Origin of the sequence: Campylobacter sp. P091 (assembly GCF_002138935.1) — a bacterium.
Lineage (GTDB): Bacteria > Campylobacterota > Campylobacteria > Campylobacterales > Campylobacteraceae > Campylobacter > Campylobacter devanensis.
Map to the genome: position 1 here is coordinate 133,471 of NZ_MJKZ01000003.1, position 26,211 is coordinate 159,681.

The 26,211-nt window shown below is 33.4% G+C and carries 24 protein-coding genes; 20 read left to right on the forward strand and 4 right to left on the reverse strand.

The window, feature by feature from the left end; translation table 11 throughout:
- Positions 1 to 6 precede the first annotated feature (6 nt).
- The gene (gene efp, locus CIGNP91_RS04325; protein WP_086234633.1) at positions 7 to 576 is read left to right on the forward strand and encodes an elongation factor P; all 570 of its coding nucleotides are present in this window, start codon (positions 7 to 9) and stop codon (positions 574 to 576) included.
- 79 nt (positions 577 to 655) lie between these two features.
- Positions 656 to 1,210 (forward strand): SCO family protein, encoded by a 555-nt coding sequence (locus tag CIGNP91_RS04330; protein ID WP_086253487.1) that lies wholly within the window; start codon positions 656 to 658, stop codon positions 1,208 to 1,210.
- Here CIGNP91_RS04330 and CIGNP91_RS04335 read toward each other — a convergent pair.
- Entirely contained in the window at positions 1,207 to 2,313 is a 1,107-nt protein-coding gene (locus CIGNP91_RS04335) for an FtsW/RodA/SpoVE family cell cycle protein (protein ID WP_086244157.1), read from the reverse strand. The genes CIGNP91_RS04330 and CIGNP91_RS04335 overlap by 4 nt on opposite strands.
- A gap of 53 nt (positions 2,314 to 2,366) precedes the next feature.
- On the opposite strand from CIGNP91_RS04335, the gene CIGNP91_RS04340 reads away from it, so the two are divergent.
- The 14 genes from CIGNP91_RS04340 (at position 2,367) to CIGNP91_RS04405 (ending at position 17,757) form a co-directional block, all read left to right on the forward strand.
- Positions 2,367 to 3,341: an RluA family pseudouridine synthase gene (locus tag CIGNP91_RS04340; RefSeq protein ID WP_086228265.1), complete on the forward strand. Its 975-nt coding sequence runs from the start codon at positions 2,367 to 2,369 to the stop codon at positions 3,339 to 3,341.
- Positions 3,277 to 4,488, forward strand: a complete 1,212-nt coding sequence (locus CIGNP91_RS04345; protein WP_086253488.1) for a fibronectin type III domain-containing protein — start codon at positions 3,277 to 3,279, stop codon at positions 4,486 to 4,488. Before CIGNP91_RS04340 ends, CIGNP91_RS04345 begins: the two co-directional genes overlap by 65 nt.
- Positions 4,488 to 5,660 (forward strand): tRNA (guanosine(46)-N7)-methyltransferase TrmB, encoded by a 1,173-nt coding sequence (gene trmB, locus CIGNP91_RS04350; protein ID WP_086228200.1) that lies wholly within the window; start codon positions 4,488 to 4,490, stop codon positions 5,658 to 5,660. Before CIGNP91_RS04345 ends, trmB begins: the two co-directional genes overlap by 1 nt.
- The gene (locus tag CIGNP91_RS04355; protein ID WP_086224745.1) at positions 5,645 to 6,316 is read left to right on the forward strand and encodes a cell division ATP-binding protein FtsE; all 672 of its coding nucleotides are present in this window, start codon (positions 5,645 to 5,647) and stop codon (positions 6,314 to 6,316) included. The genes trmB and CIGNP91_RS04355 overlap by 16 nt, the downstream gene beginning before the upstream one ends.
- Complete coding sequence (locus CIGNP91_RS04360; RefSeq protein ID WP_179186983.1) at positions 6,303 to 7,112, forward strand: FtsX-like permease family protein; 810 nt, start codon at positions 6,303 to 6,305, stop codon at positions 7,110 to 7,112. Before CIGNP91_RS04355 ends, CIGNP91_RS04360 begins: the two co-directional genes overlap by 14 nt.
- A complete protein-coding gene (locus CIGNP91_RS04365; protein ID WP_086234627.1) occupies positions 7,113 to 8,303 on the forward strand; it encodes a murein hydrolase activator EnvC family protein in 1,191 nt (396 codons plus the stop codon).
- A gap of 77 nt (positions 8,304 to 8,380) precedes the next feature.
- The gene (gene pyrH, locus CIGNP91_RS04370; RefSeq protein ID WP_086226215.1) at positions 8,381 to 9,100 is read left to right on the forward strand and encodes a UMP kinase; all 720 of its coding nucleotides are present in this window, start codon (positions 8,381 to 8,383) and stop codon (positions 9,098 to 9,100) included.
- 12 nt (positions 9,101 to 9,112) lie between these two features.
- Positions 9,113 to 9,331: a DNA-directed RNA polymerase subunit omega gene (locus CIGNP91_RS04375; protein WP_086232778.1), complete on the forward strand. Its 219-nt coding sequence runs from the start codon at positions 9,113 to 9,115 to the stop codon at positions 9,329 to 9,331.
- 97 nt (positions 9,332 to 9,428) lie between these two features.
- Complete coding sequence (locus CIGNP91_RS04380) at positions 9,429 to 11,504, forward strand: RelA/SpoT family protein (protein WP_442861878.1); 2,076 nt, start codon at positions 9,429 to 9,431, stop codon at positions 11,502 to 11,504.
- 5 nt (positions 11,505 to 11,509) lie between these two features.
- Positions 11,510 to 12,715, forward strand: a complete 1,206-nt coding sequence (tyrS, locus tag CIGNP91_RS04385) for a tyrosine--tRNA ligase (protein WP_236848375.1) — start codon at positions 11,510 to 11,512, stop codon at positions 12,713 to 12,715.
- Positions 12,715 to 13,827, forward strand: coding sequence for a nitronate monooxygenase (locus CIGNP91_RS04390; protein WP_086253491.1), 1,113 nt, complete (start codon positions 12,715 to 12,717; stop codon positions 13,825 to 13,827). Before tyrS ends, CIGNP91_RS04390 begins: the two co-directional genes overlap by 1 nt.
- Entirely contained in the window at positions 13,811 to 15,340 is a 1,530-nt protein-coding gene (locus CIGNP91_RS04395) for an N-acetylmuramoyl-L-alanine amidase family protein (protein ID WP_086235958.1), read from the forward strand. Before CIGNP91_RS04390 ends, CIGNP91_RS04395 begins: the two co-directional genes overlap by 17 nt.
- Positions 15,337 to 17,178 carry a bifunctional tRNA (5-methylaminomethyl-2-thiouridine)(34)-methyltransferase MnmD/FAD-dependent 5-carboxymethylaminomethyl-2-thiouridine(34) oxidoreductase MnmC gene (gene mnmC / locus CIGNP91_RS04400; protein ID WP_086253492.1) on the forward strand — a complete coding sequence of 614 codons (1,842 nt, stop codon included), beginning with the start codon at positions 15,337 to 15,339 and terminating at the stop codon, positions 17,176 to 17,178. Before CIGNP91_RS04395 ends, mnmC begins: the two co-directional genes overlap by 4 nt.
- Positions 17,179 to 17,241: 63 nt before the next feature.
- Positions 17,242 to 17,757, forward strand: coding sequence for a hypothetical protein (locus tag CIGNP91_RS04405; RefSeq protein WP_086233663.1), 516 nt, complete (start codon positions 17,242 to 17,244; stop codon positions 17,755 to 17,757).
- Between the two features lie 8 nt (positions 17,758 to 17,765).
- On the opposite strand, the gene CIGNP91_RS04410 is transcribed toward CIGNP91_RS04405, so the two are convergent.
- Genes CIGNP91_RS04410 through CIGNP91_RS04420 form a run of 3 tightly spaced genes read right to left on the reverse strand, consistent with a single transcriptional unit; the run spans position 17,766 to position 22,221 of the window.
- A complete protein-coding gene (locus CIGNP91_RS04410) occupies positions 17,766 to 19,565 on the reverse strand; it encodes a dynamin family protein (protein ID WP_086253493.1) in 1,800 nt (599 codons plus the stop codon).
- Complete coding sequence (locus CIGNP91_RS04415; protein ID WP_086253494.1) at positions 19,559 to 21,637, reverse strand: dynamin family protein; 2,079 nt, start codon at positions 21,635 to 21,637, stop codon at positions 19,559 to 19,561. Before CIGNP91_RS04415 ends, CIGNP91_RS04410 begins: the two co-directional genes overlap by 7 nt.
- A complete protein-coding gene (locus tag CIGNP91_RS04420; protein ID WP_086253495.1) occupies positions 21,622 to 22,221 on the reverse strand; it encodes a disulfide bond formation protein B in 600 nt (199 codons plus the stop codon). The genes CIGNP91_RS04415 and CIGNP91_RS04420 overlap by 16 nt, the downstream gene beginning before the upstream one ends.
- 80 nt (positions 22,222 to 22,301) lie before the next feature.
- Between CIGNP91_RS04420 and CIGNP91_RS04425 the strand changes: the two genes are divergently transcribed.
- From CIGNP91_RS04425 to CIGNP91_RS04440, 4 genes are all read left to right on the forward strand, one after another.
- Positions 22,302 to 23,114: a DUF234 domain-containing protein gene (locus CIGNP91_RS04425; protein WP_236845607.1), complete on the forward strand. Its 813-nt coding sequence runs from the start codon at positions 22,302 to 22,304 to the stop codon at positions 23,112 to 23,114.
- Positions 23,107 to 24,090: a sensor histidine kinase gene (locus CIGNP91_RS04430; RefSeq protein ID WP_086253496.1), complete on the forward strand. Its 984-nt coding sequence runs from the start codon at positions 23,107 to 23,109 to the stop codon at positions 24,088 to 24,090. The genes CIGNP91_RS04425 and CIGNP91_RS04430 overlap by 8 nt, the downstream gene beginning before the upstream one ends.
- 61 nt (positions 24,091 to 24,151) lie before the next feature.
- Positions 24,152 to 24,982 (forward strand): UTP--glucose-1-phosphate uridylyltransferase GalU, encoded by an 831-nt coding sequence (galU, locus tag CIGNP91_RS04435; protein ID WP_086253497.1) that lies wholly within the window; start codon positions 24,152 to 24,154, stop codon positions 24,980 to 24,982.
- The gene (locus tag CIGNP91_RS04440; RefSeq protein ID WP_086253538.1) at positions 24,969 to 26,177 is read left to right on the forward strand and encodes a glucose-6-phosphate isomerase; all 1,209 of its coding nucleotides are present in this window, start codon (positions 24,969 to 24,971) and stop codon (positions 26,175 to 26,177) included. Before galU ends, CIGNP91_RS04440 begins: the two co-directional genes overlap by 14 nt.
- Positions 26,178 to 26,211: the final 34 nt, after the last annotated feature.

Below are 26,211 nucleotides of genomic sequence, written 5' to 3' on the forward strand. Positions count from 1 at the left end.
GAAAATATGGCTACATACTCTATGGGCGATTTAAAAAAGGGCTTAAAAATTGAAATTGATGGTAAGCCTTATAAGATTGTTGAGTATCAACATGTCAAACCAGGTAAGGGTGCGGCATTTGTTCGTGTAAAGATTAAATCATTTCTTGATGGTAAAGTATTAGAAAAGACTTTCCACGCTGGTGATAAATGTGAAGCTCCAAATCTGATAGAAAAAGAGATGCAATATCTCTATGATGATGGTGAATATTCTCAATTTATGGATGTTGAATCATATGAGCAAGTGGCTATCGCTGATGATGATGTTGGTGAAGCTAAAAAGTGGATGATAGATGGTATGATGGTTCAAATTCTATTCCATAATGGCAAAGCAATTGGCGTAGAAGTACCGCAAGTAGTGGAGTTAAAAATAGTTGAAACTCAACCAAATTTCAAAGGTGATACTCAAGGTAGCAATAAAAAACCAGCAACCCTAGAGAGTGGCGCTGTAGTACAGATACCATTTCATGTGCTTGAGGGCGAAGTTATCCGTGTCGATACTGTCCGTGGCGAGTATATCGAAAGAGCAAATAAATAGCCACTCTTCTCCTTGTAAATTTATCTTACAAGGAGTTTATTCTAATTATTACATAATCTGCTTGATTTTGGGGTGATTTATGAAAAGATTAATTTATGCTATTTTATTGATTATTTTAGCTTTTGGTGTTTATAATTTGGTTGATAATAGGCTTAAGATATCCAAATATGATTTTGACGCTAATAGCACACTTGGAAATGTCAATATAACAAGCTTTAAAGATGAGTATAAAATATTATATTTTGGATATACATTTTGTCCTGATATCTGCCCATCGACTCTTACTATTTTGTCATCTGTGATCGATGAAATGAAGCTTAATAATGATATTAAAATACTATTTGTTACGCTTGATTTACAAAGAGATAATGAAAAAGAGTGTGATGAATTTGCTAAGTATTTTTACTCAAATTCAGTATGCTTAAAGATGAAAGAAGATGAGTTAAAAAAAGTTGTAAAAAACTACAACGCCAAATATGCAATTGTAAATTTACAAAATTCAGCGATGGATTATAGTGTAGCTCATAGCTCTTCAATCTATCTATTTGATAAAAGTGGGAAATTTTATAAAGAGATTTCAAATTTAACCAAAGATGAGATTAAAAAAGAGATTTTAGAGCTAACTAAAGATTAAAAATTAATCTTAACAAATCTATTGGTCTTGTCAAATCTAAAGGTCAATAGATTTTGTAAAATTCCAAATAGACACATAAAAGTAATAAAACTACTACCACCATAACTATAAAAAGGCAGAGGGATTCCAACTACTGGCGCAAAACCTATTGTCATAAAGATATTTACACTAACATAAATAAAGATTAAAAGCGCTACAGCACTTACTGCAGCTTTGATAAAATACTCATCTTTAAGTTTATAATTTAAGCTTAAAAGATGCATAATTAAAAATCCATATAGCATAATTAGTCCTGCACCACCGATAAATCCATATCTCTCAACCGTATAAGCAAAGATAAAATCGCTAGTGGCGATTGGTAGGAATTTAAATTTAGTTTGTGTAGCTTCATCAATACTTTTACCAGTTATACCGCCATTACCGATTGCTATAATACTTTGCCTTACTTGATAGCTTGGCTTTTCGCTTATAAAGTCAGCTATTCTTTGCTTTTGATAGTCGTGTAGATTTTCATATAAGATTGGCGAACAAACGCCAATTAACAAAGCAATACTAATCCAAATTTTGCGATTAACACCTACTATAAATAACACGCCATAGCCAGTAATTAATAGCATAAGAGCCGTGCCTAGATCTGGCTCTTTTAAGATTAAAAAAAATGGTAGAAGGATATAAAAGCTAATTTTTAAAAATTGTTTAAAGTTATATCCATTTTCATCGGGGGGAGTTTTTTTGATGATATAAGCTAACATCAAGACAAAAGCAGGCTTCATAATCTCGCTAGGTTGGATAGTGAAATTTATAAATGGTATCTCGATCCACCTTTGCGCTCCAAGCTTGCTAACACCGACAAATTCTACACTCAAAAGCAAAATTATATTAATCCAATATATACTAGGAATCAACCATTCAAGCTTACGAATCGGTAATAAAAAAAATAGCATAAACGCCCCAAAGCCAATTATAAAATAGGCTATCATCTTAGCTGAGAGCATATCGCTAGCTTCGTTTATTAGGCTATATGAGAGAAATATAATCGGAAGTATAAGTGCTGGCTGAACATAATCAAAATGTGTTAAAATTCTCTTATCTAGTAGTATCAAAATTCAAACCTAAGCAAAAATTAGCTAGAATTCTAGCTAAAAAAGGGTTAATATTGACTGAATTTATATCATCGCAGACTTTAAGGCTTGATCAAGAATTAGCTGCCAAGCTTCAAGTCTCACGAAATCAAGTAGTTAATCTCATTAAAAACGGTAGCGTAAGTGTAAATGGTAAAATAGTTACAAAAGCTGGTTTTGCTCTAAATTTAGGCGATAAAATATCTCTTATAAAACCGCAAATTACTCCAATTCAAAGTGAATTTAAAGCTGAGTTTGATGTAGAAATTTTATATGAAGATAGCGATATTTTAGTTATCAATAAACCAATTGGTGTTACTGTTCATCCAGCACCAAGTGTAAAAGAGGCCACTCTTGTTGAGTGGTTAAAGCAAAAGGGTTATACGCTTTCAAGTTTAGGTGGAACAGAGAGAGCTGGAATAGTACATAGGCTAGATAAAGGTACTAGCGGGGTAATGGTTGTAGCAAAAAATAATCAAGCACATACAGCACTAAGTCAACAGCTAAGTAGTAAAGATATGGGAAGAATTTATTTAGCACTTTGTGATTTACCACTTAAGGAAAATTGCGTTATAGACAGACCAATTAGTAGACATCCTCAAAATCGCCTAAAAAACGCAGTAGTAAGCAGTGGAAAGCCGGCAAAATCAGCCTTTGCTAATATCATTTCAAGTCAAAATCGTAGAGTAAATTTAATTTCAGCAAAACTTTTTACTGGACGTACACATCAGATTCGTGTTCATCTAGCTAGCATTAATAGGCACATTTTAGGTGATGATTTATATGGTTTTAAGAGCAATAGTGATAAAATAAGCAGAATTTTTTTACACGCTTATATTTTGAGATTGATTCACCCTAAAAGTAATCAAATTATGGAATTTAAAGCCCCTTTGCCTAGTGAGTTTTATGAACTAATTAGTAAGGAATTTAATAAGGAGATAGTAGATGAGAATATTAGCGTCTTGTGTGATATCTTTGGGGGTATTGCTCAGTGGATGCGTTACGACTAAGACAACGCAGATAAATCCAGATTTGCCTACAATGAGTGGATTAAAGACTATTAGCGATATGACTGAAATTGCATTTGAGTGGCCACTTATGGCTCAAAGCAATATTAGTGGATTTTACCTATATCGCTCAAATCCAAATGCAAATAATCAGCTAAATGCAATTGCCAAGCTTGAAGATAAATTTATTACTCACTATGTAGATAGTAATCTAGCTCCATCAACTGAGTATATTTACGAGCTTAGAACATATGATAATCAAGGTAATATATCAGCTGAAGGAGAAAGGATTAGCGTTACTACTATGCCGTTAATCGAGTCTGTATCATTTATCCAAGCACTTTATGGTTTGCCAAATAAGATAAAAGTTTTATGGCGTCCTCATCCAGATTTGCGAGTGGTTTCATATATATTAGAAAAAAGTGCTTTATCAAGCAACAACTGGCACGAAGTTGCTCGTATAAATGGTAGATTAAATGTCGAATATATAGATAATGATGTTGAGCCGGGACAGAATTATAGATATCGAATTTCAGTTAAAACTTATAACGGCATAATATCAGCACCAAGCAAGGTAGTAGATGCACAGACAAAAGCATTGCCAAATATGGTTATAAATTTAAGCGCTAGTGTGAATTTGCCTAAAAAAATTATCCTAACTTGGGAGCCAAATTCAAATGATGATTTTGACCATTATGCTATTTATAGAGCAACAAATGATATCTTTCCAATGACTAAGGTTGCAACAACGACAGCAACAGAATATGAGGACTTAATCAATGATAATGGGGTAAATTATCATTATAAAGTTACAGTAGTAGATAGAGATGGTTTAGAAAGCCCTCGTCAAAATGCTTCAGTAGTAGGCTCAACCTTGTCAGCACCTAAAGAACCGGTATTTAGTTATGCTAGATTTAATGGTTCATTAGTAGAGCTTAGTTGGAATCAAAGTAGTGACTCAAGGGCGCTTAAATATAAAATCACAAAAACAAGTAGCAATGGTGAGGATATCATTTATGATATCGATGGGTTAAGTTATAGCGATACTCAGGTTCAAAAAGGTGTAGAATATACATATAAGATTCAAGCCGTTGATGAATATGGCTTAGAGTCTAAATATAGTCAAAAAGCAGTGGTGATAACTAAATAATGCCAAATATTGTAGCAAAAAATTTAAAAAATGTAGAACTTCCGGTTAAATTTAATGAAGTTGAATTTATCTGGGAAGCTAAAAGTAATGATGAGAAATTAATATATACTAAAGCACTTGGATGCGAGTTTTGCCTAGTAGTAAAAGATAGAGGCAATAGCTATGTAATAAAGTGCGATAAGCTTACTAGACCAGCTAAGCTTGAAGCTGTGCAAATGGCGCTGGAGGCTTATAAGCAGCTATTTGCTAGCGATGTAATAAGCCAAGCTACAGCAGTTAAGAAGCCTAAAAATTTAGAGAGCAAATATATAATAAATAGCGATGAATTGCTAAATAGACTTGAAGACTGTGAGTATAAGAGGATTTTTGTAGAGATTGGCTTTGGTAGTGGTAGGCACTTGCTTTATCAAGCAAAAGAAAATCCAGAAGCGCTTATAATCGGTATAGAAGTCTATAAGCCAGCATGTTTGCAAGTAGAAAATTTAGCTGGAATAAATGGGCTAAAAAATATCGTTTTATTAAATTTAGATGCTAGATTGGTGATGAGCTTGCTTAAATCAAATAGTATAGATAGGCTATTTTTGCACTTTCCAGTACCATGGGGTAAGAGCAAAATGCGTCGAGTAGTTAGTCCGCAATTTGCCTTGGAGTGTCAGCGTACTTTAAAAGATGGTGGAACATTTGAGCTAAGAAGCGATGATAGGGATTATACAGATTTTACAATTGGTTGCTTTATGGATCTTAAAAATGCCAATATACAGATATTTAAAAATAGATTTTTAGAGATTTCAAGTAAGTATGAAGATAGGTGGATTAGACAAAATAAGGATATTTATGATGTAATTTGCGCTTTTTATGGTAGTAGTGATGAGTTAGATTTGGATTTTAAATTTGAGTTTAGTGGATTAGAATTAGAATATATAAAATCAAATTTTGCTAATAAAACTATAAAATATAGTGATCATTTTATCCATTTAGAGCGAATTTATATTTTAGACAATGGTGATGCATTAGTTAGAGTAGCGTTTGGGTCTTTTTATAGACCAGAGCATAGATATTTATTAATTTCTAGACAAAATACTATCTATTTATTTAAAAAACCGTTACTAACACCAGAAAATATTAAGGCTCATAATAATTTAGAGGATATGCTAAAATGCGCCACATTGTAGAAGCTAGAGATCTGATTTTAGAGTATGATAAGAGTTTTAGAGTTATAAATAAGGCAAATTTTAGCATCAATGTCAACGATTTTGTCTTTATTACTGGCAAAAGCGGCAGTGGTAAATCTACTTTAATTCGCTCTATGTATGGCGATATGGCTATTAGTGATGGAAGTTTAAATGTCTGCTTAAATGAACTTAAAGGTATTAATCATTCTAGTTTAGCACTTCTTCGTCAAAGAGTTGGAATAATTTTCCAAGATTTTCGCCTAATAAATGAATGGAATGTAGAAAAAAATGTAATGCTTCCACTAATTATTAAAGGTTATAATCAAAGTGTGTGCAAAAAGCAAGCTGCAAAGCTTTTAAATCATGTAAATTTACTGCATAAATCTGATAGATTTCCGCTTGAATTAAGTGGTGGAGAGCAGCAAAGGGTTGCTATGGCTAGAGCTTTGGCTCATAATCCTCAGTTGCTATTATGTGATGAGCCAACTGGAAGTTTAGATGATTACTCAAGCGAAGTAATATGGATGTTGCTTCGTTCAGCAAGAGAAGCGCTTGGTACTTGCGTAGTGGTCGTAACGCATAAGATTCCAGCAGGTTTAAGAATGCATTATCGTCACTTTGAGTTATCAAATGGAGAGGTAAATGAGATCATTTAAGAGCCATATTAGCGTTATTTTTCCACTTTTAATTTTGCTTTTTGCGATTGAATTTAGTCTGATGCTGGGCAAATTTGTGAGTGATTATGAAATAAAAATGGCAAATGATTATAATATTATAATTGTCTCAGAAAACAATCTAAACCAAGAGTCATTAATTTCGCTTATTCCTACTTTTGCTTCTCTTACTAGTCTTGATCCAAAAAGTGTTTTAAACCGCCTTAAAAATGATATATCATCTAAGAATATATCTGTACTAATTAGTATTTTACCAAAATTCTACTCACTCAAACTGACTAAATTTCCATCAAAAGAGACAATGGAAGATATTAAAGAAAATTTGAGCAAAATTCAAGGTATAAAGCGAGTCGAGACATTTTCTAAAACGCACGACCAAGTCTATAATATGCTAGTTTTATCTAAAAATGTAGCTGAGTGTTTTGCGTTTATGGTTGGACTTTTAGGACTTGTTTTAGTGTTTAAACAGATGAGAATTTGGCTTTATGAGCACCGTAGGCGTGTTGAGATTATGACGCTTTTTGGGGCGCCGTATTGGCTAAAATCTGCTATGCTTTATAAGCTTGCTGTGGTTGATAGTATTATTGCTACTACGCTTGTCGTGGTATTTTATGCGATTTTTCCAGCACTTCCTAGTTTTCAAAGCGCAATTTTTTCTATTGGATTTGAACAACCAAATTTAAATCTTTTTAGTGATGCTTTGATTTTATTTAGTGCTTCTATTAGTATATCTATTATCGCAGTTAGTCTTGTTATGCTATTTTCAAGGCGTTCGTAAATGATTAGATTTTTGTTTATTGGATTGATTTTTTCTTCACTTTTTAGCGCAAATGTATCTGATAAAATTAAAGATCAAAAAAATAGTATTGATTCAGCCAAAAAGCTTGAAAGCCAGATAAATAAAAAACTTGAAGAGTTAGCTAATGATATAATTGCTGGCAATAAAGCTGTGCAAAATACTGCTAAGCAGATTGAAGAGCTAGCTAAGCAAGTTGAGGAATTAGAAGATAGTGCTCATAGTGCTAATCTTGAACTAGATAAGCTTACTAGCCAAAATGGTGAGCTAATTCGTAGTCAAAAAGATATGGAGCTTAGGCTAGTCAAAATTATAAGTGAAGATTTTGCCTACGATTTAGTAGCGCCAAATGATTATAGTGAGAGTCAAGATAGCATAATAGCAACTGAGATTTTAAAAAATTTAAATAGTGTAATGAATAGTGAATTTAAAAAATTAGCTCAAGATTATGAAGAGACTACAAATTTGATAAAATCACAATCAAAAAAGATTGAATCTATCAAATTTAATCTTAAAGAATTTCGCCAAAAGCAAAAAGCTTTAAAATCGCTCCAAACTAAGCAAAAGAAAAATTTAGAGATTTTAAACCAAGACAAAAATATATATTCTAAAAAGTTAGCCGATATCAAAAAACAGCAAGATGAGATGAGAAAAACGCTTGAGAGCTTACAAATTTTAGCTATAAAACCAAAAAAACAACCAAAGCAGCAAACCCAAACTACAGCTAAAAACGATGATGTAAGAGTGATAGGTACAAGCTATCAAGCAGGTAATGTAAAGCGATATAGTGGCTCTAAAACCATTGCGCCTTTGGATAAATTTAGTGTAAAGCAAAAATTTGGCGATTATGTTGATCCTGTTTATAATATCAAAATTTTTAATGAATCTGTCGTACTTCGCTCAGCTACTACAGATGCTAGGGTGAAAAATGTTTTAGCTGGGACAATTGTATTTGCCAAAGAAACACCGGTATTAGATAAGGTGGTAATAGTAGAAAATGGCAATGGAATTCACACAATTTATGCTCATTTAGATAAGATTGCTCCTACTATCAAAGTAGGTCAAAAGGTAAAAAAAGGCTATGTTATAGGGCGAGTGAAACAAGATTTGACCTTTGAGGTTACGCAAAAAAACTATCATATAAATCCGCTTGAATTGATCGCTATGAATTGATTGACTTGAATTTAATATTGATTAATGCGTTTTTTAATTTGTTTTAGATATAATTGCCAAATTTTATGGAGATGGTAATGAGTAAAAATAAGCGAATTTTAGTTAAATTTTCTGGTGAAGCACTTGCTGGCGGTAATGGATTTGGGATTGATTCTCATATTTTAAAGTATATTGCTGGTGAGATTAAGTCTTTGGTAAATAGCGATATTGAAGTAGGCATTGTAATTGGCGGTGGCAATATAATCCGTGGTGTAAGCGCAGCCCAAGGTGGCATTATCAAAAGGACAAGTGGCGATCATATGGGGATGCTAGCTACCGTTATCAATGCTATTGCTATGCGTGAGGCGTTGGAGCATTCAGGACTTGATGTAAGAGTCCAAAGTGCTATTAAGATGGAGGCTATATGTGAGACATTTATCACAGGTAGAGCCCAAAGACATTTAGAGAAAAAAAGAGTTGTGATATTTGCTGCTGGGACTGGAAATCCATTTTTTACTACTGATACGGCTGCTACTTTAAGGGCTATTGAGATAAATGCTGATATGATTATCAAAGCTACAAAGGTAAATGGCGTCTATGATAAAGATCCTATGAAATTTAACGATGCAAAGCTATTAAATGAGCTAAGCTATGAAAGAGCTATGGAAGATAATATAAAAGTTATGGATGATACCGCTATAGCTCTAGCTAAGGATAATGCTCTTCCGATTGTAGTTTGTAATATGTTTGAAGATGGAAATTTATTAAAAATCGCAAATGGTGATTATACTAACTGCTCAATAGTCAAAAATTTATAAGAAGGGAAGATAATGAGAATAGAAGAGATAGCTGCTAAGGCTTTAGAAGCTGTGGGTGATGATAGATATAAATTAGCGCTTTTGGTGGCTAAAAGGGCTGAAGCTATAGCAAATGGCGCACAAATTTTAGTAGATGCAAATGCTCAAAAGATGAAATATACAGATATAGCACTTTTAGAGATAGCTCAAGGTAAAGTATCTTTAGAGGGAATAATTGAATCAAATAGATAGCGAGCAGCTCTTAGAGCAGCTTATAGATGAAGTTGTCTGTGCTAAAAGCATAGAGTCGGCAAAGGATGTTTTATACTCTGTAGCTAAGCCAACGGGGATGCTTTTAAAGGCTGTTGATTATTGTATTAGATTACATGATGGGCAGTTTAGAAAGAGTGGTGAGCCATACTCTATTCATCCGATTTTGGTTTGTTCATTTGTAGCGCATATGGGTGGCGATGAGAGTATGCTTATTGCTGCTTTGCTCCATGATGTAGTAGAAGATACAGAATGCACTGAAGAGGAGCTACAATTTGAATTTGGCGAAGAGGTAGCGGTATTAGTGCGTGGGCTTACAAAGATTGTAGCTATTAGAGAAAATGAGCTTATAAGTTCTAGTTCTAATGAGAAATTGACAGCTTCGGCCTTGACATTTAGAAAGATGCTTTTGGTATCTATAGAAGATGTTAGGGTTTTGATTATCAAGCTTTGTGATAGATTACACAATATGCTAACTTTGGATGTATTAAGACCAGAGAAGCAAAAGCGAATTTCAGAAGAGACCTTGGTAGTGTATGCGCCAATTGCTCATAGACTCGGTATATCATCTATTAAGAATATATTAGAGGATTTGAGTTTTAAATATGTTATGCCTAAAGAGTATGCTGGGATAGAGTCATATATAAATGAGCATAAGCAACAACTTCAATTAAAGATAAATTCATTTAGTCAAAAGGTTAGCGAAAAGCTTTTGGCAAATGGCTTTTCTGAAGATAGCTTTGTTATGCAAAAGAGAATCAAACACTACTACTCAATATATTTAAAAATGCAAAGAAAAGGCATTAGCCTAGAAGAGGTTTTAGACCTTTTAGCAATTCGAATTTTAGTACATAATCCAAAAGATTGCTATTTAGCACTTGGGATTATACATATGAATTTTAACCCATTAATATCAAGATTTAAAGATTATATAGCTTTACCAAAACAAAATGGATATCAAACGATCCATACGACAATTTTTGATAATAAAACTATTATCGAGGCTCAAATTCGCTCATTTGATATGCATAAAACCGCAGAGTATGGGGTGGCGGCTCATTGGAAGTATAAAAGCGGCGGCTTGGTATCGCCTAAGCTTGATTGGCTAAGTGATATTAAAGCTCAAGAGAGCGATGATAAGAGTATTGAGGATCTATATGAGTATGCTAAGGATAGCTTATATGTAGAAGATATCGCTGTCTATTCTCCAAAAGGTGGAATATTTACACTTCCTAGGGGTGCTACGGCTTTGGATTATGCGTATGAAATTCACTCTGAAGTTGGCTTACATGCTAAAGAGGCTTATATAAATAGGATTAAGGTTCCTTTATTAACTGAGTTAAAAAATGGAGATATAGTTCGCATTATCACAGGAGATGAGGCTAAATATAGATGTAGTTGGCTTGATAGTGTTAAGACTGGGAAGGCTAGGGCGACTATTAGGAGTTTTTGTCGCCAAAAGTTGCGTGATATAAACTATCAAGTATCGATTGATATTTTATCGGCTATATTTAATGTCAATGAAGCTAAAATTTTGGAGTGGTTAGAAGAAGAGGGATTAAGCAAAAAGATCTCAAAAATAGCCACAGACTCTGTCTATCTACAAGAGGTAGTCCAAATTTTAGATACTCACTCTAAAAAAGATAAGCTATTTTCGCTTAAATTTAGCGACAAACACGAGGTTAAAAAGCAGAAATTTGACAATATAGTTGTATATTCAAATTTCACTATTAAGAGTGTGGATTTTGACTATTGTTGTAACCCAAAACGGGGCGATGATATAATAGGATTTAGAAATAATAGCAATGTTACAGTCCATCACAAACTATGTGAGAGAGCCGCAAAGTTGATGAGTGATAAAGAGGAGATGATCTTTGTCAAATGGACTAGAAATGCTCCGCATAGATATAAGGTTATTTTAAGTATCGAAAACAAAAGAGGAAGTTTGGCTGAATTTTTAACATATTTGGCCAAACTCAATGTTGATTTAGTTACTATCACGCTTAGTGAGAGCGATGATTTGATAGCGGCTGATTATTTCGATGTTGTAATAGAACTTAGTGATAATCTAGATAGCTCTGTGATTAGAGATAGATTAAAGGATCGCTATAAGATAGCTGAATTTAGCTCTCTAAGTGACGCATATAAAAATTAAGGAAGATTATGATAGCTAAAATTATGAGTGAGATCAAGCGTGGAACCGCTGAGATAATTGATTATGAGAGAATTGAAAAATTGATTAAAGATTACTATGAAAATGGTAAAAATTTCTATATCAAGGCGGGATTTGATCCGACTGCCCCTGATCTTCATCTAGGTCATACAGTGGTGTTAAATAAGATGAGATTACTTCAAGAACATGGTGGTATTGTGCAGTTTTTGATCGGTGATTTCACTGCTAAGATAGGCGATCCAACCGGTAAGAGCGTTACTAGAAAGATTTTGAGTGATGATGTTATAGCGCAAAATGCCAAAACCTATAAAGAGCAGGTTTTTAAAATATTAGACGAAAGTAAAACTGAAGTAATGTTTAATTCTGCTTGGCTAAATAGCCTTGGTGCTGATGGATTAATAGCCCTTGCTAGTACATTTAATGTAGCTAGAATGCTTGAGCGTGATGATTTTACCAAAAGATATAAGGCTGAGACGCCAATTGCTATTAGTGAGTTTTTATATCCACTGTTACAAGGATATGATAGCGTAGCTATGAAGTGTGATATAGAGATGGGTGGAACGGATCAGAAATTTAATCTTTTAATGGGTAGAACTCTTGGTCGCACATATAATATAGGAAAAGAACAAGCTATCATCATGATGCCACTTCTAGTTGGTCTTGATGGTGTCAATAAAATGAGTAAAAGTCTTGGTAACTATATCGGTGTTACTGAATCTGCTAAGGATATCTTCGCTAAAACTTTGAGTATTAGTGATGAGCTTATGTGGGTTTGGTATGAGCTATTAAGTAGTTTAAGTAGTGATGAGATTGAGAAGCTTAAAAATAATGTCAAAAGTGGAGCTTTACATCCTAAGGTCGCTAAGGAGAATTTGGCTTTAGAGTTGGCTGCTAGATTTAATAGCATTGAAGAAGCTCAAGCTGCTAGGGATGAGTTTAATAGAGTTCATGCTAAGGGTGAATTGCCAAGTGATATGGCTAAATTTGAGATTAATGCTGATGATATTTGGATAGTTGAAGCGCTTAGTTTGTGTAAGTTAGTTGGGTCAAATTCAGATGCTCGTCGCCACATTAAGGCAAATGCTGTTAGTGTAAATCAGGCCAAAATTAGCGATGAGCAGCTTAGACTTTCTAAGGGTGAGTATGTATTGCAAGTTGGTAAAAAAGCTTATGCTAGATTAGAGGTAAAATAATGGAATTAAAAAGTTTAAAAATCGGAAAATATGTGATCAAATACCCTATTATCCAAGGTGGTATGGGACTTGGTATAAGCTGGAATAAATTAGCTGGTAATGTCAGTTTAAATGGTGGTTTAGGTGTTATCAGCTCTGTTGGTACTGGATATTATGAGCATAGAGCCCACATCACTAAAGAGCTAAACTCAAAACCATATGATAGTGTGAATTTCTACTCTAGAGAGGGATTTAAAGCTATCATCGATAATGCTCGTAAAATTTGTGGAGATAGACCGTTAGCTGCTAATATAATGTGTGCTAGTAATGATTATGCTAGAATAGTCAAAGATGCTTGCGAACACGGCATTAATATCATAATTTCAGGTGCTGGACTTCCTACGAATTTACCTGAGCTTACTAAGGGATTTGCCGATGTGGCTTTGGTGCCGATCATTAGCTCGGCTAAGGCTTTAAAGATAATTTGTAAAAGATGGTATGATAGATATAATAGACTACCAGATGCTGTGGTGCTAGAAGGGCCACTTAGTGGCGGACATCAGGGATTTACATATGAGCAGTGCTTGGATCCAAACTATCAGCTTGAGAATTTGATTCAGCCTGTTGTAGATGAGGCATCTAAATGGGCTGATATAAGCGGAAATCCTATCCCTGTAGTAGCTGCTGGTGGGATATGGGATCATGATGATATAGCTAAAGTTATTGGTCTTGGAGCAAGTGGCGTACAGATGGGAACTAGATTTATAGGGACTTATGAGTGCGATGCTGCTGATGGGTTTAAAGAGGTCTTACTAGCGGCTAAAAAAGAGGATATTAGACTTATCAAAAGCCCTGTTGGATATCCGGCTCGTGGAATTCAGACAAATTTACTTGATCTAGTAGAGAAAAAGGCTGGACCTAAAATTCAGTGTATTAGCAACTGTGTCGCTCCATGCCAAAGGGGCAAAGAGGCTAAGCAAGTTGGGTATTGTATCGCTGATAGGCTCTATGATGCTGTAAGTGGCAATAAAGAAACGGGGCTATTTTTCAGTGGGGCTAATGGATATAGGCTAAATGAGATAATTAGCGTTAAAGAGCTTATTAAAAAGTTGGTTTATGGGGAAAATAGTTAAGCTTTTATTGCCGTTTTTTCTTGCTATTTTTGCTTTTGGTGGTGGTGTTTTTGATGATTTTGATAATAAATTTACCAAGGCAAATAAGCAAGATAGAATCCAAATTTACCACGAATTAAAGGGTGTCTATCTTAGTTCTATTTTAAATAATAATGATAAATTAAAGCTAGAATGCCTTGAGAGATTAGTAAGTGGTGGCAAGAGCCTTGGGATTGATTATAGTGTTTATGCTAATGAGTTAGATTTACTTAGTTCAAAATTTAGCAAATTAAAGCCAAAAATAGTAGAAACTAAAGAGCCAGCTCAGTTAGCTAAAAATACAACCAGTAAGATAGTTCAAAAAATAGAGTATAAAATCCTATCTACTAGTAGTTCTAAAGATGAATTTATTATTAAACTAAATGAAAATATCAGCAATATAAAGATCAAAAAATCTCAGCTCAATACAAATAAAAGCTATCGTCAAATTTTTGATTTTGATGGGGTTTTGACTACATCATATAAGAATAAAAAAAGCCAAATTTCAGATCAAATAAGGGTAGCGCAATTTGATAAAAATAGCGTTAGAATTGTATTTACAAATGATACAAAGCAAGAGATTAATTACACTATTGATGGTGAAAATATAATTTTTAGCATAAAAAATAGCACTCAAAAAGCAACTACTAACACTAAGAGCGCTAAAACAAACCAACAAGCAACTCAAAAAACAAATACTAATGAACAAAAACAAAATCTAAAAACAACTTCAGCTAAGTCTGGTATCAAAAATGATACACAACAAAATATTAGTAAAACTACAGCGCAAAAGGCACAAGCAAGAGGTGTAAATAAAAATAGGATAATCGTATTAGATGCAGGGCATGGTGGCAAAGACGTAGGTGCTGTTGGAAAAAATAAATTATATGAGAAAAATATCGTTCTTAGCATTGCTTTAGAGACTGGCAAAATTCTAAAAAGTCGAGGATACAGGGTATATTTTACCAGAAGTAATGATAAATTTATAAATTTAAGAGATCGAACAAGCATAGCAAATGAGAAAAAAGCTGATATTTTTATTTCAATTCATGCAAATGCTGCCCCAAATGCTAAAAAAGCCAAAGAGATGCAAGGAATAGAGACATATTTTTTAAGCCCTACTAGAAGCGAGCGAAGTATGCAAGCTGCGAATTTAGAGAATAAAGCTGATACTGATGAGATGAATTATTTTACTAAAATTAGTTATCTAAATTTCTTAAATCGTGAAAAGATTATTGCTTCAAATAAGCTTGCAATAGATGTGCAAGCTAATTTATTAGGAGCAGTAAAATCTAAATTTAAAGTAATAGATGGTGGAGTAAGGGAAGCGCCATTTTGGGTTTTAGTAGGTGCGCAGATGCCTGCTGTATTAATAGAGACTGGATATATATCCAATGATAAAGACCATAAGCTACTATCTAATAAGGCATATAGAGATAAGATCGCCCTTGGTATAGCAAATGGAATTGATGATTATTTTGTTAAAAATAGATGATAAAATACCATAATAACGCACTTTATAACTCTGAATTTGATGATATATATTTTAATACTTATGAGCCTTTAAAAGAGTGCGAATATACCTATAGTAGTGCCTTAGATGAGGTAGATAAAGATGAAATTGTGGTGGCTGAGGCTGGATTTGGTGCGGGGCTAAATTTCTTTTGTACTATTAAAAAGTTTAAAACTCTAAATAAAAAGAGCCTACACTATATTGCAGTTGAAAAGTATCCATTTACTAAAGATGAGTTAAATGCTATCTATAATGACCTTGGGCTTGATGGTGCTATATATGGGGAGTTTTTAAAGAGTTATTATATTATCCCAAATTCGCTTTTAAGGATAAATCTAGGCTCAAATATCACTATTGATATATATTTTGGTGATATTTTGGAGTTTTTAGAAGAGTGCGAGTTTAGAGCTGATGTTTGGTATCTAGATGGTTTTGCCCCAAGTAAAAATCCGCAAATGTGGAGTGAGAAGTTTTTATCAAATTTAGCTTGTTACTCTTATAAAGATACAATTATTAGAAGTTTTAGCACTGCTAGAGTTGTTCGTGATAGACTTAGTCAAAATGGATTTGATGTTAGTAAACTAAAAGGTTATCATAAAAAGCGAGAGATGTTACAAGCTATTTGCATTAAGCCAAAATCTAGGATAAAAAAGCAAATTTGGTTTGATTCTCCAGTAATTACAAAACCAAAAACTATCTTAGTAGTTGGTGCTGGAATTTCTGGATTAGCTATTGCTACGCTATTTAAAGAGGCGGGATTTGATGTTGTTGTAGCTGAGGCTAATGATAAAGCTGCACAAGGTGCAAGTTCAAATTTAGCTGGAATTTGCGCTCCGCTTATTACTCAACCTGGAGTAGCTTTGGGTGATATGCATATGAGTAGTTTTTTGCTCTCTAGGCAATTTTATAGGCAATTTGGTGGTGATTTTGTAGATTTTTGTGGGTGTGATGAGTATTTGATAAATGATAAAATGCTTAGTAAATTTAACCACGATAGCAAGTTTTTTAGTATCAGTAATGATATTTATCCTAAAGCAAATATTGATTTAGCTATGCAAATTCAGCCTCAAAATCTCTGCCTTGCATTGGCAAAAAATCTTGAGATTTATTATGGATATGAGTATAAATCGCTCAAACAGCTAGAAAGTTGTTATGAAGTAAATTTTAGCAATTTAAAGACAATTAAAGCCGATGTGGTAATATTTGCTAATGGAAATAGGGCTAGGGAGCTTTTTATAAGTGAGTTTAATGATCCATATATGCAACTTAGCAGCGTTCGTGGGCAGACTACGATGGTAAGTGAGTTTATAAATCTCAATAGACCACTTAGCGCTAGGGGATATATCACAAAGGCGATTGATAAAATTCAGCTAATAGGTGCTAGTTACGCTAGGGGTGATGAGTATGCCTTGCCTAGGGATAGTGATGATGAGTCAAATTTGGCTTTGGTAAGTGAGTTTATAGATGGTAAAAATATAGATATAATTGGCTCAAATGTTGGATTTAGGGGTTATAGCGGGGATAGATTTCCTATAATTGGCGGTATTCATAACGCTAGTGAGTATATGCGAATTTATAGCTCACTCTTATGGACAAAGGCTAAATCAACTCACCAAAATCCGATATATTATCCAAATATTTTGATATCAGCAGCTCACGGATCAAGGGGGCTTAGCACTGGAATTTTGGGGGCTAATATGCTATTAGATATGGTTTTGGGGCGTCAAATTTGCGTTAAAAAGAGCATAATCAATGCTCTAAATCCATCAAGATTTCTAATTAGAAAACTAAAAAAAGGCTTAGTAAAATCAAGTAGCTAAAATAATAAGCTAAGTCAATTATAAATTTAGTTAAAATTACCAAAAGCTTATAAAAGGATTAAAATGTATTGGCAAGATACGCAAATAGCAGTTGTGGAGTGCGATGGTAGGTTTTTTGCTTTAAATGGCTGGAATGATGAGTGCTTTGATAGATGTTGGGAGTGTTCTAGTAAGGATGGCAAGAGATTTGATAGCATTGTAGGCGATGAGACATATCGAATTTGGTGTGATGAAAATGGCGTTAGGTTGGAGCCAAACTGCTTTGGCGCTAAGGATAGTATAGAGTATATGTATAAGGTTTTGGTGCCGTATTCTGGGGCGGCAAATAGTGTAAATGGCGAGATTTTACGAGCTGTTTTAGCTATAGAAAATGGCGAATCATATAGAAGTGGAGCTATAAAATTTATAAATTCACATATAGATGATAGTGAGATTTTAACTCTTTTAGGCTCTTTAAAAGATGGCGATATGAGTCAATTTAGTGAGTTTAAAAGTATGATTGAGAGCTATATCTATACTAAGTTTTTGGCAAATGAATTTATAGATAATTTTGTTGATTTTGAAGATTTGGCAGATTGACTCTGCCATCAAGACCAGCTAAAACTGCTAAGCTCATCAAGATCGCCTTTATATTTGGCTTTTAATGAGTTTATGTAGGTTTGGTTTTTATCCATTAATTGCTCTGTTTGTGCTTGGAGTGAGTTTATGAATTTGGTGATAAATGTGGAGTTACCAGTAAATTCACTCTCAAATTCATAGTAGCTTAACTCATTTAAGATTCTCTCATTTATCTCACTAAGTCTAGGATAATAGAGGCTAAAAGCAAGTGGGTCAGACTCATAATCTTTGCTACTTTTTTCACATTTTTGGGCGATGAAATTTACACTTAATCTAATTGCGTTTTGATAGTTAGCACTAACTTTGATAAATACCCTTTCAAAAAATAGCTCTAAATTTGAAAATTTAGCCAAAAATAGAGTTTCAATATCGCTTAAAAATAGAGAATAAACCTCACTTGAAAATTTACGAATATCAGCAAATAGCAGATCTGAGTGGAGTGGGTCAGATTTTCTAAGGCTTTCATATTTGGCTTTATAGCGAAGTGTTAGCTCTTTTAACTCATCAAAAATAGCTTGTAAATCAGCTAGGATTTCGCTTTGAAATTCGCTTAAATCTCGCTTAAATTTCTTAAATATCTTGGTAAATTTTTCATCATTATAGATTAATTTAGCCAAAATTTCATCTATATCTAAGCTAACTCTTTCATACTCTATTTTCTCAAAGCTATTTTTATTTAAAAAGCCGGTTTTTTCTTTATAATAGGCGGATTTTTGGTTTTTTAAAGCGGAGTTAATCTCATTTGCGATTAGAGCGGCATTTTGTTTGATAGCTTCAAAAAATATCTCAAATTTAGAGTTATAGCTCTCTTTTAACTCGCTAAATTTGAGATTGGTTTTGTTTTGAAATTTAGTGAAAATATCTGAAATTTCATCTAAGATATTGATGAAATTTAAATTTTGATTTTGCGATGAGAGGAGTATCTCTTGTGAAGTTGCTTTGATAAAATCCTCTTTTGTGTTTGCTATTTTATCTAGGAATTTAAACACCGCTTCAAATCCGCTATCGCTGTTATTTTCTCTTTGGAGTTTGGCTGAGATAGCCTCAACAGAGCTAAAATAATTGCTATATGTTAGATTGGCGTGGGCTAAAACTCTAGTTATCTCATCGCTACTTAATTTATCTTTTTGGTTTAATAGGGCAATTGCGTTTTGTTTTAGGCTATTTGGGATGAGAGTTAGCTCATCTAGCTCACTTTTTCTAGCGGCATTATCGATTAAGCTAATCCAAATTAAAGCTACGGCCTCTTTTAATATCATTTTAGTCTCATGTGTATCAGCGTCGCTTCTTGAATTTAGCCCAGGAGTATCGATGAAGCTTATCTTTTTAAGTAGTTCATTTGGGGCGTATATTGTAAGATTTTTGACATCTTTTAGGGCGTGGCGTTGATCTACAAAGGCACTTAGCTCATCTATATTTTTATACTCATCTCTACCATCATTGTGTAGAATTTTAAGCATATAATTTGGTGCGTATTTGATAAATGTAGGCTTAGCGGTTACTGGCACAACCCCAGTTGGTAATATATCAGCACCTAAAAGTGCGTTTAAAAAGCTTGATTTCCCACTACTAAACTGCCCGACAATCGCTACAAGCGGAGGTTCGTGGCTTAGTAGGCTAAGGAAGTTTAATCTCTCGATTAGCTCCTTACTAGGGTGAAATTTAGGCTCACAAATAAAGGCACAAAATCTCTCAAATTCACCTAAAAATCCATCATCAAAGCTGATTTGATATACTCTTTTATACTCTTTTATAAACTCTTTTAGCATAGCTCTATCCTATTTTTGATCTTTTGGCATTGCGATATTTTGGTATCTATATCGGTTATTAATTGCTCTTTGTCTTTGATATTTTCAAAGGCTGATTTGGCTAGTTTGTTTATCTGTTCTTCTTTGGTTTGTAGATGCTCTCTCATAGCGTTTAATTCGAATTTAATGCCATTTATATACTCGTTTGTACAAGCACTAGCTAGTTTGCTAAGTTGGTTTGGTAGATTTAAACTCACTATAAAATCATCAAAAATTTTGGTTAAATTAGCTCCTATAATCTCAATATTTTTATCACTTTTAATAGCTTTATTTACATTGCTATTTAAAATTTCGTAGTTGATTTTAGGTAGATTTTGGTCTATATAACCCCTAATATCTGGCAGATTCAAATTCGCATTTTTCGCCCCAAGTTTTAGCTCTAAAATTTTATTAGCAGAGTCAATATCTTTGCTGATTTGTTGCTTAAAATCTCTGAAAAAATCTATAAAAGAGTCATTAAAACCACTCTCTATAATCACCCCAAGTCTAGCGGTATCTAGCTTGATTTTTTTATTTGTGGCGTATTTGACATCGCTGATTACTCTATCTTTGATTTTAGCGCTTATGGCTTTTAGCGTTGCGTTGCTATTTTCGTTATCATAATTTAATCTTTTAAGTAGATTTTCAAGTTCGCTATTTATGCTATTTGTGGCACTGCTTATCTCATCTATCTCATTTTGGAGTGATTTGACAAGCTCTTTGGCTGTGGAGGTATCTGAAGTTAGGGCTGTTTTTTGTGCTTTTAGATCATCTTCTATTAAATTTGCGATATTTAAAAGCTCTTTTTTGTAGTTATCGATAATTAGGGTTGCCTTTTTGGAATTTGAGCCAAAAAAGCTCTCATAAAGATAGCTTTTTAGCTCATCTATTCCGATATTTTTAATCGCTGAAATGGTAAAAAACTTCGTCTCATCAGCCAAGCTCTCATCAAACCCACACTCACTAAGTTCGGTTTTTATGCTATTTTTGGTGTAGTTTAAAACCTCTTTTATATCATTTGGACTAAGCTTATCAATGTGAGTAAGAGCGATGATGAGGCCTGCGCTTTTACCATTTTTTAGAGTATTTACTATAAATGCCATATCTTTTTTTGTTGCGCTTTGACTAGCGTTCATTAGATGAAGTGTAAAATCGCTTTGACTCATATAATTAGCTGTTAAAATCTCACGCAATACCACCGCATCATCAAGGCCAGGGGTATCAACTATATCAATTCCATCTTTTAAAATATCTAATTTAATCCCCAAAATCACCTCTTTAACCATCTTGCTAATCTCATTAGAAGCTGTTGTGTAGGACTTTAGCTCATCTATTGGGATGATTTTGTCTTGTATCTCTTGTGGTTCTAAATCCATCGATTTTAGCTCTTCGGGCGACCAGAAGCATACTTTGGCAAATTCATCTTTGCTATATGTTAAGACACTTAAATTCGCCGTTTCAGGGATATTGGATGCGCCTAGAATTTTTTTATTCATCAAAGCGTTTAAAGTGCTACTTTTACCAGCGTTGATAACTCCAGTAACTGCTATTTTAAATTTAGAGTTATTGGCACTTTCATATGCATTGCTTAATCTTTTACTAACTTCGCTAAGTTTAAATTCACTTAAGATTTGATGAATTTCATTTAATGTATGTAAATTTTTATGAAATGGCTGAGTTTTGGCACTATTTTGAATAGTAGGGTTTAATTCAAGATTATTTATAAAATCACTTATAAGATTATATCCATTAAAATCTATAATCTCATTTTTGGCTAGTTCATTTAACCCATTTAATACTTTTTGATTATCTATTTTTATAGATTTTATAGCATTGATTATACCTATTTGACTTAATTGGACGCTATACTCGTTTAGATTTAAATTCGCTTTTGAAAATATATCTTTTAAGCTTTGAAGTTTGATTAATCTATCATAATTTCGTGGATTTATACAAAGTATTATCGCCGCTTCATCGCTGTTAAATTCACTTAGGTGATTCTCATCTACATATAGGGTTTTAACTCCCCAAATTTGTTCTAATATTTTAACCATTTTTTACCTTTTAATCTTAATATTAATAAAATCAAGCCCAAAATCAAAGCTACACTAAAAATAATAATTGAAATTTGCGCCATATTTATTAGTTTTAAACTTGGGATTAGATACCAACCATCTTGGTATAGGCTCACAAAATAGTCTTGAATGGCATCAAGCCTAATATCAGTTGGCACCATTGGCATATCTAATCCACATTGCCCAGTTGCTTTAAATAGTGATGGCATAATCTCATCCCACGCAATTTTTAGCTCAAAAATAGGCCTATCCAAACAGCCTTTTACTCCAAATGGATTTGCATTGGCAATTGCTTGATGGATTGTATTTAGTTTCAAACTCTCTAAAAGACCACAAATTGCCCCATAACTAAAAACTAAAATCCCAAATATATAAAGTAAAATTTGCTTATAAAATATCGCTATAAAAATAGCTCCAAATCCTGCTATAATCATATAATATCGTATATAGATACACTGCACACATGGACGCATATATAGATAATTTTGAAATATAAAATGTGCCACGCCGACGCAAAAAAGCATAAAAATACCTATATAAATCCATAATTTTTTACTACTCATTTAATACCATTGTGTTGAATTTGGGCTTTATTATAACCAAAACTTGCTATAATTTTGTAAATTTAAAAGGTTAGAGTGATTTGGATACCTTAAAATATCTGCAATTTTATTTTGTTTTTGACCGGATTTTAGATGGTTATGATGATATTTTTGAGGCGATTGATGGCGAAATTTTGGCTAAATTTGATAGTTTTTGTAGCGAATTTAGTTTCTATCATGATGAGGCGAAAATATTTCTAATGCGCCTTGCTAAGGGTGATAGAAAGAGATTTGTAGCAAGTAAATATCTACCTAGAGCGCTTAGCTTGGCTATAATTAGTGAGTTAAATACTAAGGGATTTATCAAATTTGAGTACTCAAAAGAGGTAAAACCGGTTAAAAATCGTCACCAAAAGCTCAAAAAAGAGCTTAGAAGATATCAAATTCAAGATAAAATTCACTTTACTAAGCGGTTTTATAGATTTTGGTTTAGATTTATTGAGCCAAATTTAGAGCTTTTAAAAGCTGGTGATAAAGAGTCTGTAATGGATAAGATAAAAGTAGAATTTGACCACTACTGCTCGCTTGAGTTTGAACTAGCAAGCATTGAGCTACTCTCAAAAAATTTAAATATTCCAAAAGAGCAAATCTCAAGCTATTGGGATAAGGAAAATGAGATTGATATCTATACTAGTTATGATGGTTTTACTCTAGTGGCCGAAGCTAAATATAAGGAGCGAAAAATCTGCAAAAATATACTAAATTTATTAATGCAAAAGTGTGAAAAATCTAAAATAAATTGGGATAAGATGGCGTTATTTTCAAAATCTGGCTTTAGCAATGAGCTTTTAGGGCTTAGAGATAATAGAGTGATTTTGTTTGGACTTGATGATTTTAAGGATTTATATGAATGAGAATATAAAAAGTATAGAAGAGGGGCTAAAAAGCCTAATAGAACAGACATATTTAATAGAAAAAGAGTATAAAGTATTAGGCGAGTCCTATGCAAATTTGCAAAAGTTTACCCAAGGGATTGTAGAGAGTTTGGGTGCATCACTATGGGCGATTAGTACTAGTGGCGAAGTAATGCTAAGTAATGATAAAGCCAAGCAAATTATGGATATCTTGCCTAGTATTAATATGCAAAAAAGTACTCAAGAGGTTGAATTTGATGGTAGGGTTTATGCTATTAAAATTACTCACAATATGCAAAATAAAATAATTTTAGCTACTGATATAACTGATGAAAAACGAAGCGCTAGACTAGTATCAATGGGTGCAGTAGCAGCACATCTTTCTCATGAGATTCGCAATCCAATAGGTTCAATTTCGTTATTAACTAGTACGCTTTTAAAACGAATAGATGATAGAAATCGACCATTAATAGAAGAGATAAAAAAGGCTATTTATAGAGTTGAGGGGATTATAAAGGCAACTTTACTTTTTACCAAAGGTGTTCAAATAAGTGCAAATGAATTTAAGTTAAAAGATTTAGAGATTATGTGTGGCGAGGCAGTTGCACAATATGCATTTACTAAAGATATCGAGTTTAAATTTAGCGGTTTTGATGGGGTGATTTGCGGTGATATAAATTTGCTTGATTTGGTATTTTGTAACTTTATATTTAATGCAATTGATGCGATTGAAGAGAGTGATGATGATGGCGGTTTAGTAAGCATAGAACATAAATTTAAAGATGGTATGCATAATTTTTATATCAGTGATAGTGGTGTGCAGCTACCTAGTGGAACAATATTCGAGCCGTTTAAGACTACAAAGCTTAAAGGTAATGGTTTGGGTCTTGCGCTTAGCTTAGAGATTATAAATGCTCATAAAGGCTCAGTTGCAGTTCAAAATGAACCAAAACTATTTACAATAAGCTTGCCTTAAAAGTGCTTTTTAAGTAAATTTTGGGTAAATTTAGCAAATTCTTATACATTAAGGAGTTATAATGATACAAACTTGTCTTTTTCCTGCTGCTGGATATGGGACTAGATTTTTACCAGCGACAAAAAGCTTGCCAAAGGAGATGTTGCCAATCTTGACAAAACCGCTTATCCACTATGGTGTAGATGAGGCTAGAGAGGCTGGTATGAATAATATGGCTTTTGTTACTGGGCGTGGTAAAAGAGCGCTAGAAGATTACTTTGATATTAGCTATGAGCTAGAACATCAAATTGCTGGAACTAGCAAAGAGTATCTATTAACTGATATTAGAGAGTTGATGGAGCATTGTTCATTTAGTTTTACTCGTCAAACTCATATGAGAGGTTTAGGTGACGCAATTTATAGTGGCAAGGGTCTTGTAGGAGATGAGGCATTTGGTGTAATTTTAGCTGATGATTTGTGCGTTAATGAAGATGGCGAAAATGTCCTAGCTCAAATGGTAAAAATTTATGAGAAATATCGCTGTAGTATAGTTGCTGTAATGGAGGTACCTAAAGAAACTATAAGTAGTTATGGCGTCATAGATGGCAAATTTATCGAAGATGATCTAATAATGGTAAATGATATGATAGAAAAACCAGACCCAAAAGATGCACCAACAAATTTAGCAATAATTGGTAGATATATTCTAACTCCAGATATATTTGAGATCATAGAACATACCAATCCAGGTAAAAATGGTGAGGTGCAAATCACCGATGCGTTACTTAAACAGGCGCAAAATGGAATGGTTTTAGCCTATAAATTTAAAGGACGAAGGTTTGATTGTGGTAGTGTAGTCGGATATGTTGAAGCTACGAATTTTTTCTATGAGCATGAATATGGTAAAAAATAATCTTAAATTTAGCCCAAAAAATATCACAACAATCAATAGCTATGCTAGGCGAATGAATGATGAAATTAAAGGTGATGATATAGGGTATTATCATCTTCCTAGTTTAGGAATGGATATAGTTAGCAAGATAGAAGAGATGGCTAAATGCGATTTTGATAGCGTAGTGCTTGTAGGAGTAGGTGGAAGCTCTCTTGGAGTTAAAGCGCTATATGATATGTTAAATTTACAAAAAGAGCTAATATTTTTAGATAATCTTGATCCATACAGCATAGAAAAAAAGTGTGCTAAAATCAATCCTAACAAAACGCTATTTATAATTTCAAGTAAGTCTGGAACTACCATTGAGACGATATCTATATATAAGTATATTTTAGCAAAATTTGTTATAAAAAGTTATGAGAATTTTATCTTTATTACTGATCCAGATAGTCCGCTTGAGAGCTATGCTAAAAAAGTTGGAGCTAAGATTTTTAATATTCCAAAGAATGTCGGTGGAAGATTTAGCGTTCTTTCAGCTATCGGGCTTGTACCACTTGGACTATGCGGAGCTGATATAAGCGAGCTTTTAGCTGGAGCTAATAGTGCAAAAGAACAATATTTAAGTAGAAATGATGATGGGATATTGCAAAAGGCCTATCACTACGCCACACATAGTAGTGCTAAGATAAATGTATTATTTAGTTATAGCGATAGATTAACAAGCTTTAATGAGTGGTATGTACAGTTATGGGCTGAGAGTTTAGGAAAAAAGCGTGGGTATAAAAGAGTTGGTTTAACTCCTGTTGGTCTAGTAGGTAGCAAAGATCAACACTCATTTTTACAACTTATAATGGAGGGCGTAAAAGACAAGACAGTAACATTTATAACTATAAAAGATCACAACAGTACTATATCGGTGCCAAATTTAAAATTAAATTTTTTAGATGGATGTGATTTTGTAAATAGCAAAAGTATAGCTGAGGTTTTTAATGCTCAAGCGCATTCTACTATGCAGGCTTTGGCTAGCGAGATGATTAGTATTGATGAGTTAGTTATTGATAGGCTTGATGAGTGGCATTGTGGTTGGTTAATATACTATTACGAGCTACTTACTAGTGCAACTGGATTAATGCTAGGTATCAATACTTATGACCAGCCAGGCGTAGAAGCTGGTAAGAGAATACTTAAAAAGCTATTAGAGAGTAAAGAGAGTTGAATTTAACTTAAATAGTAAAATATTCTAAATAATA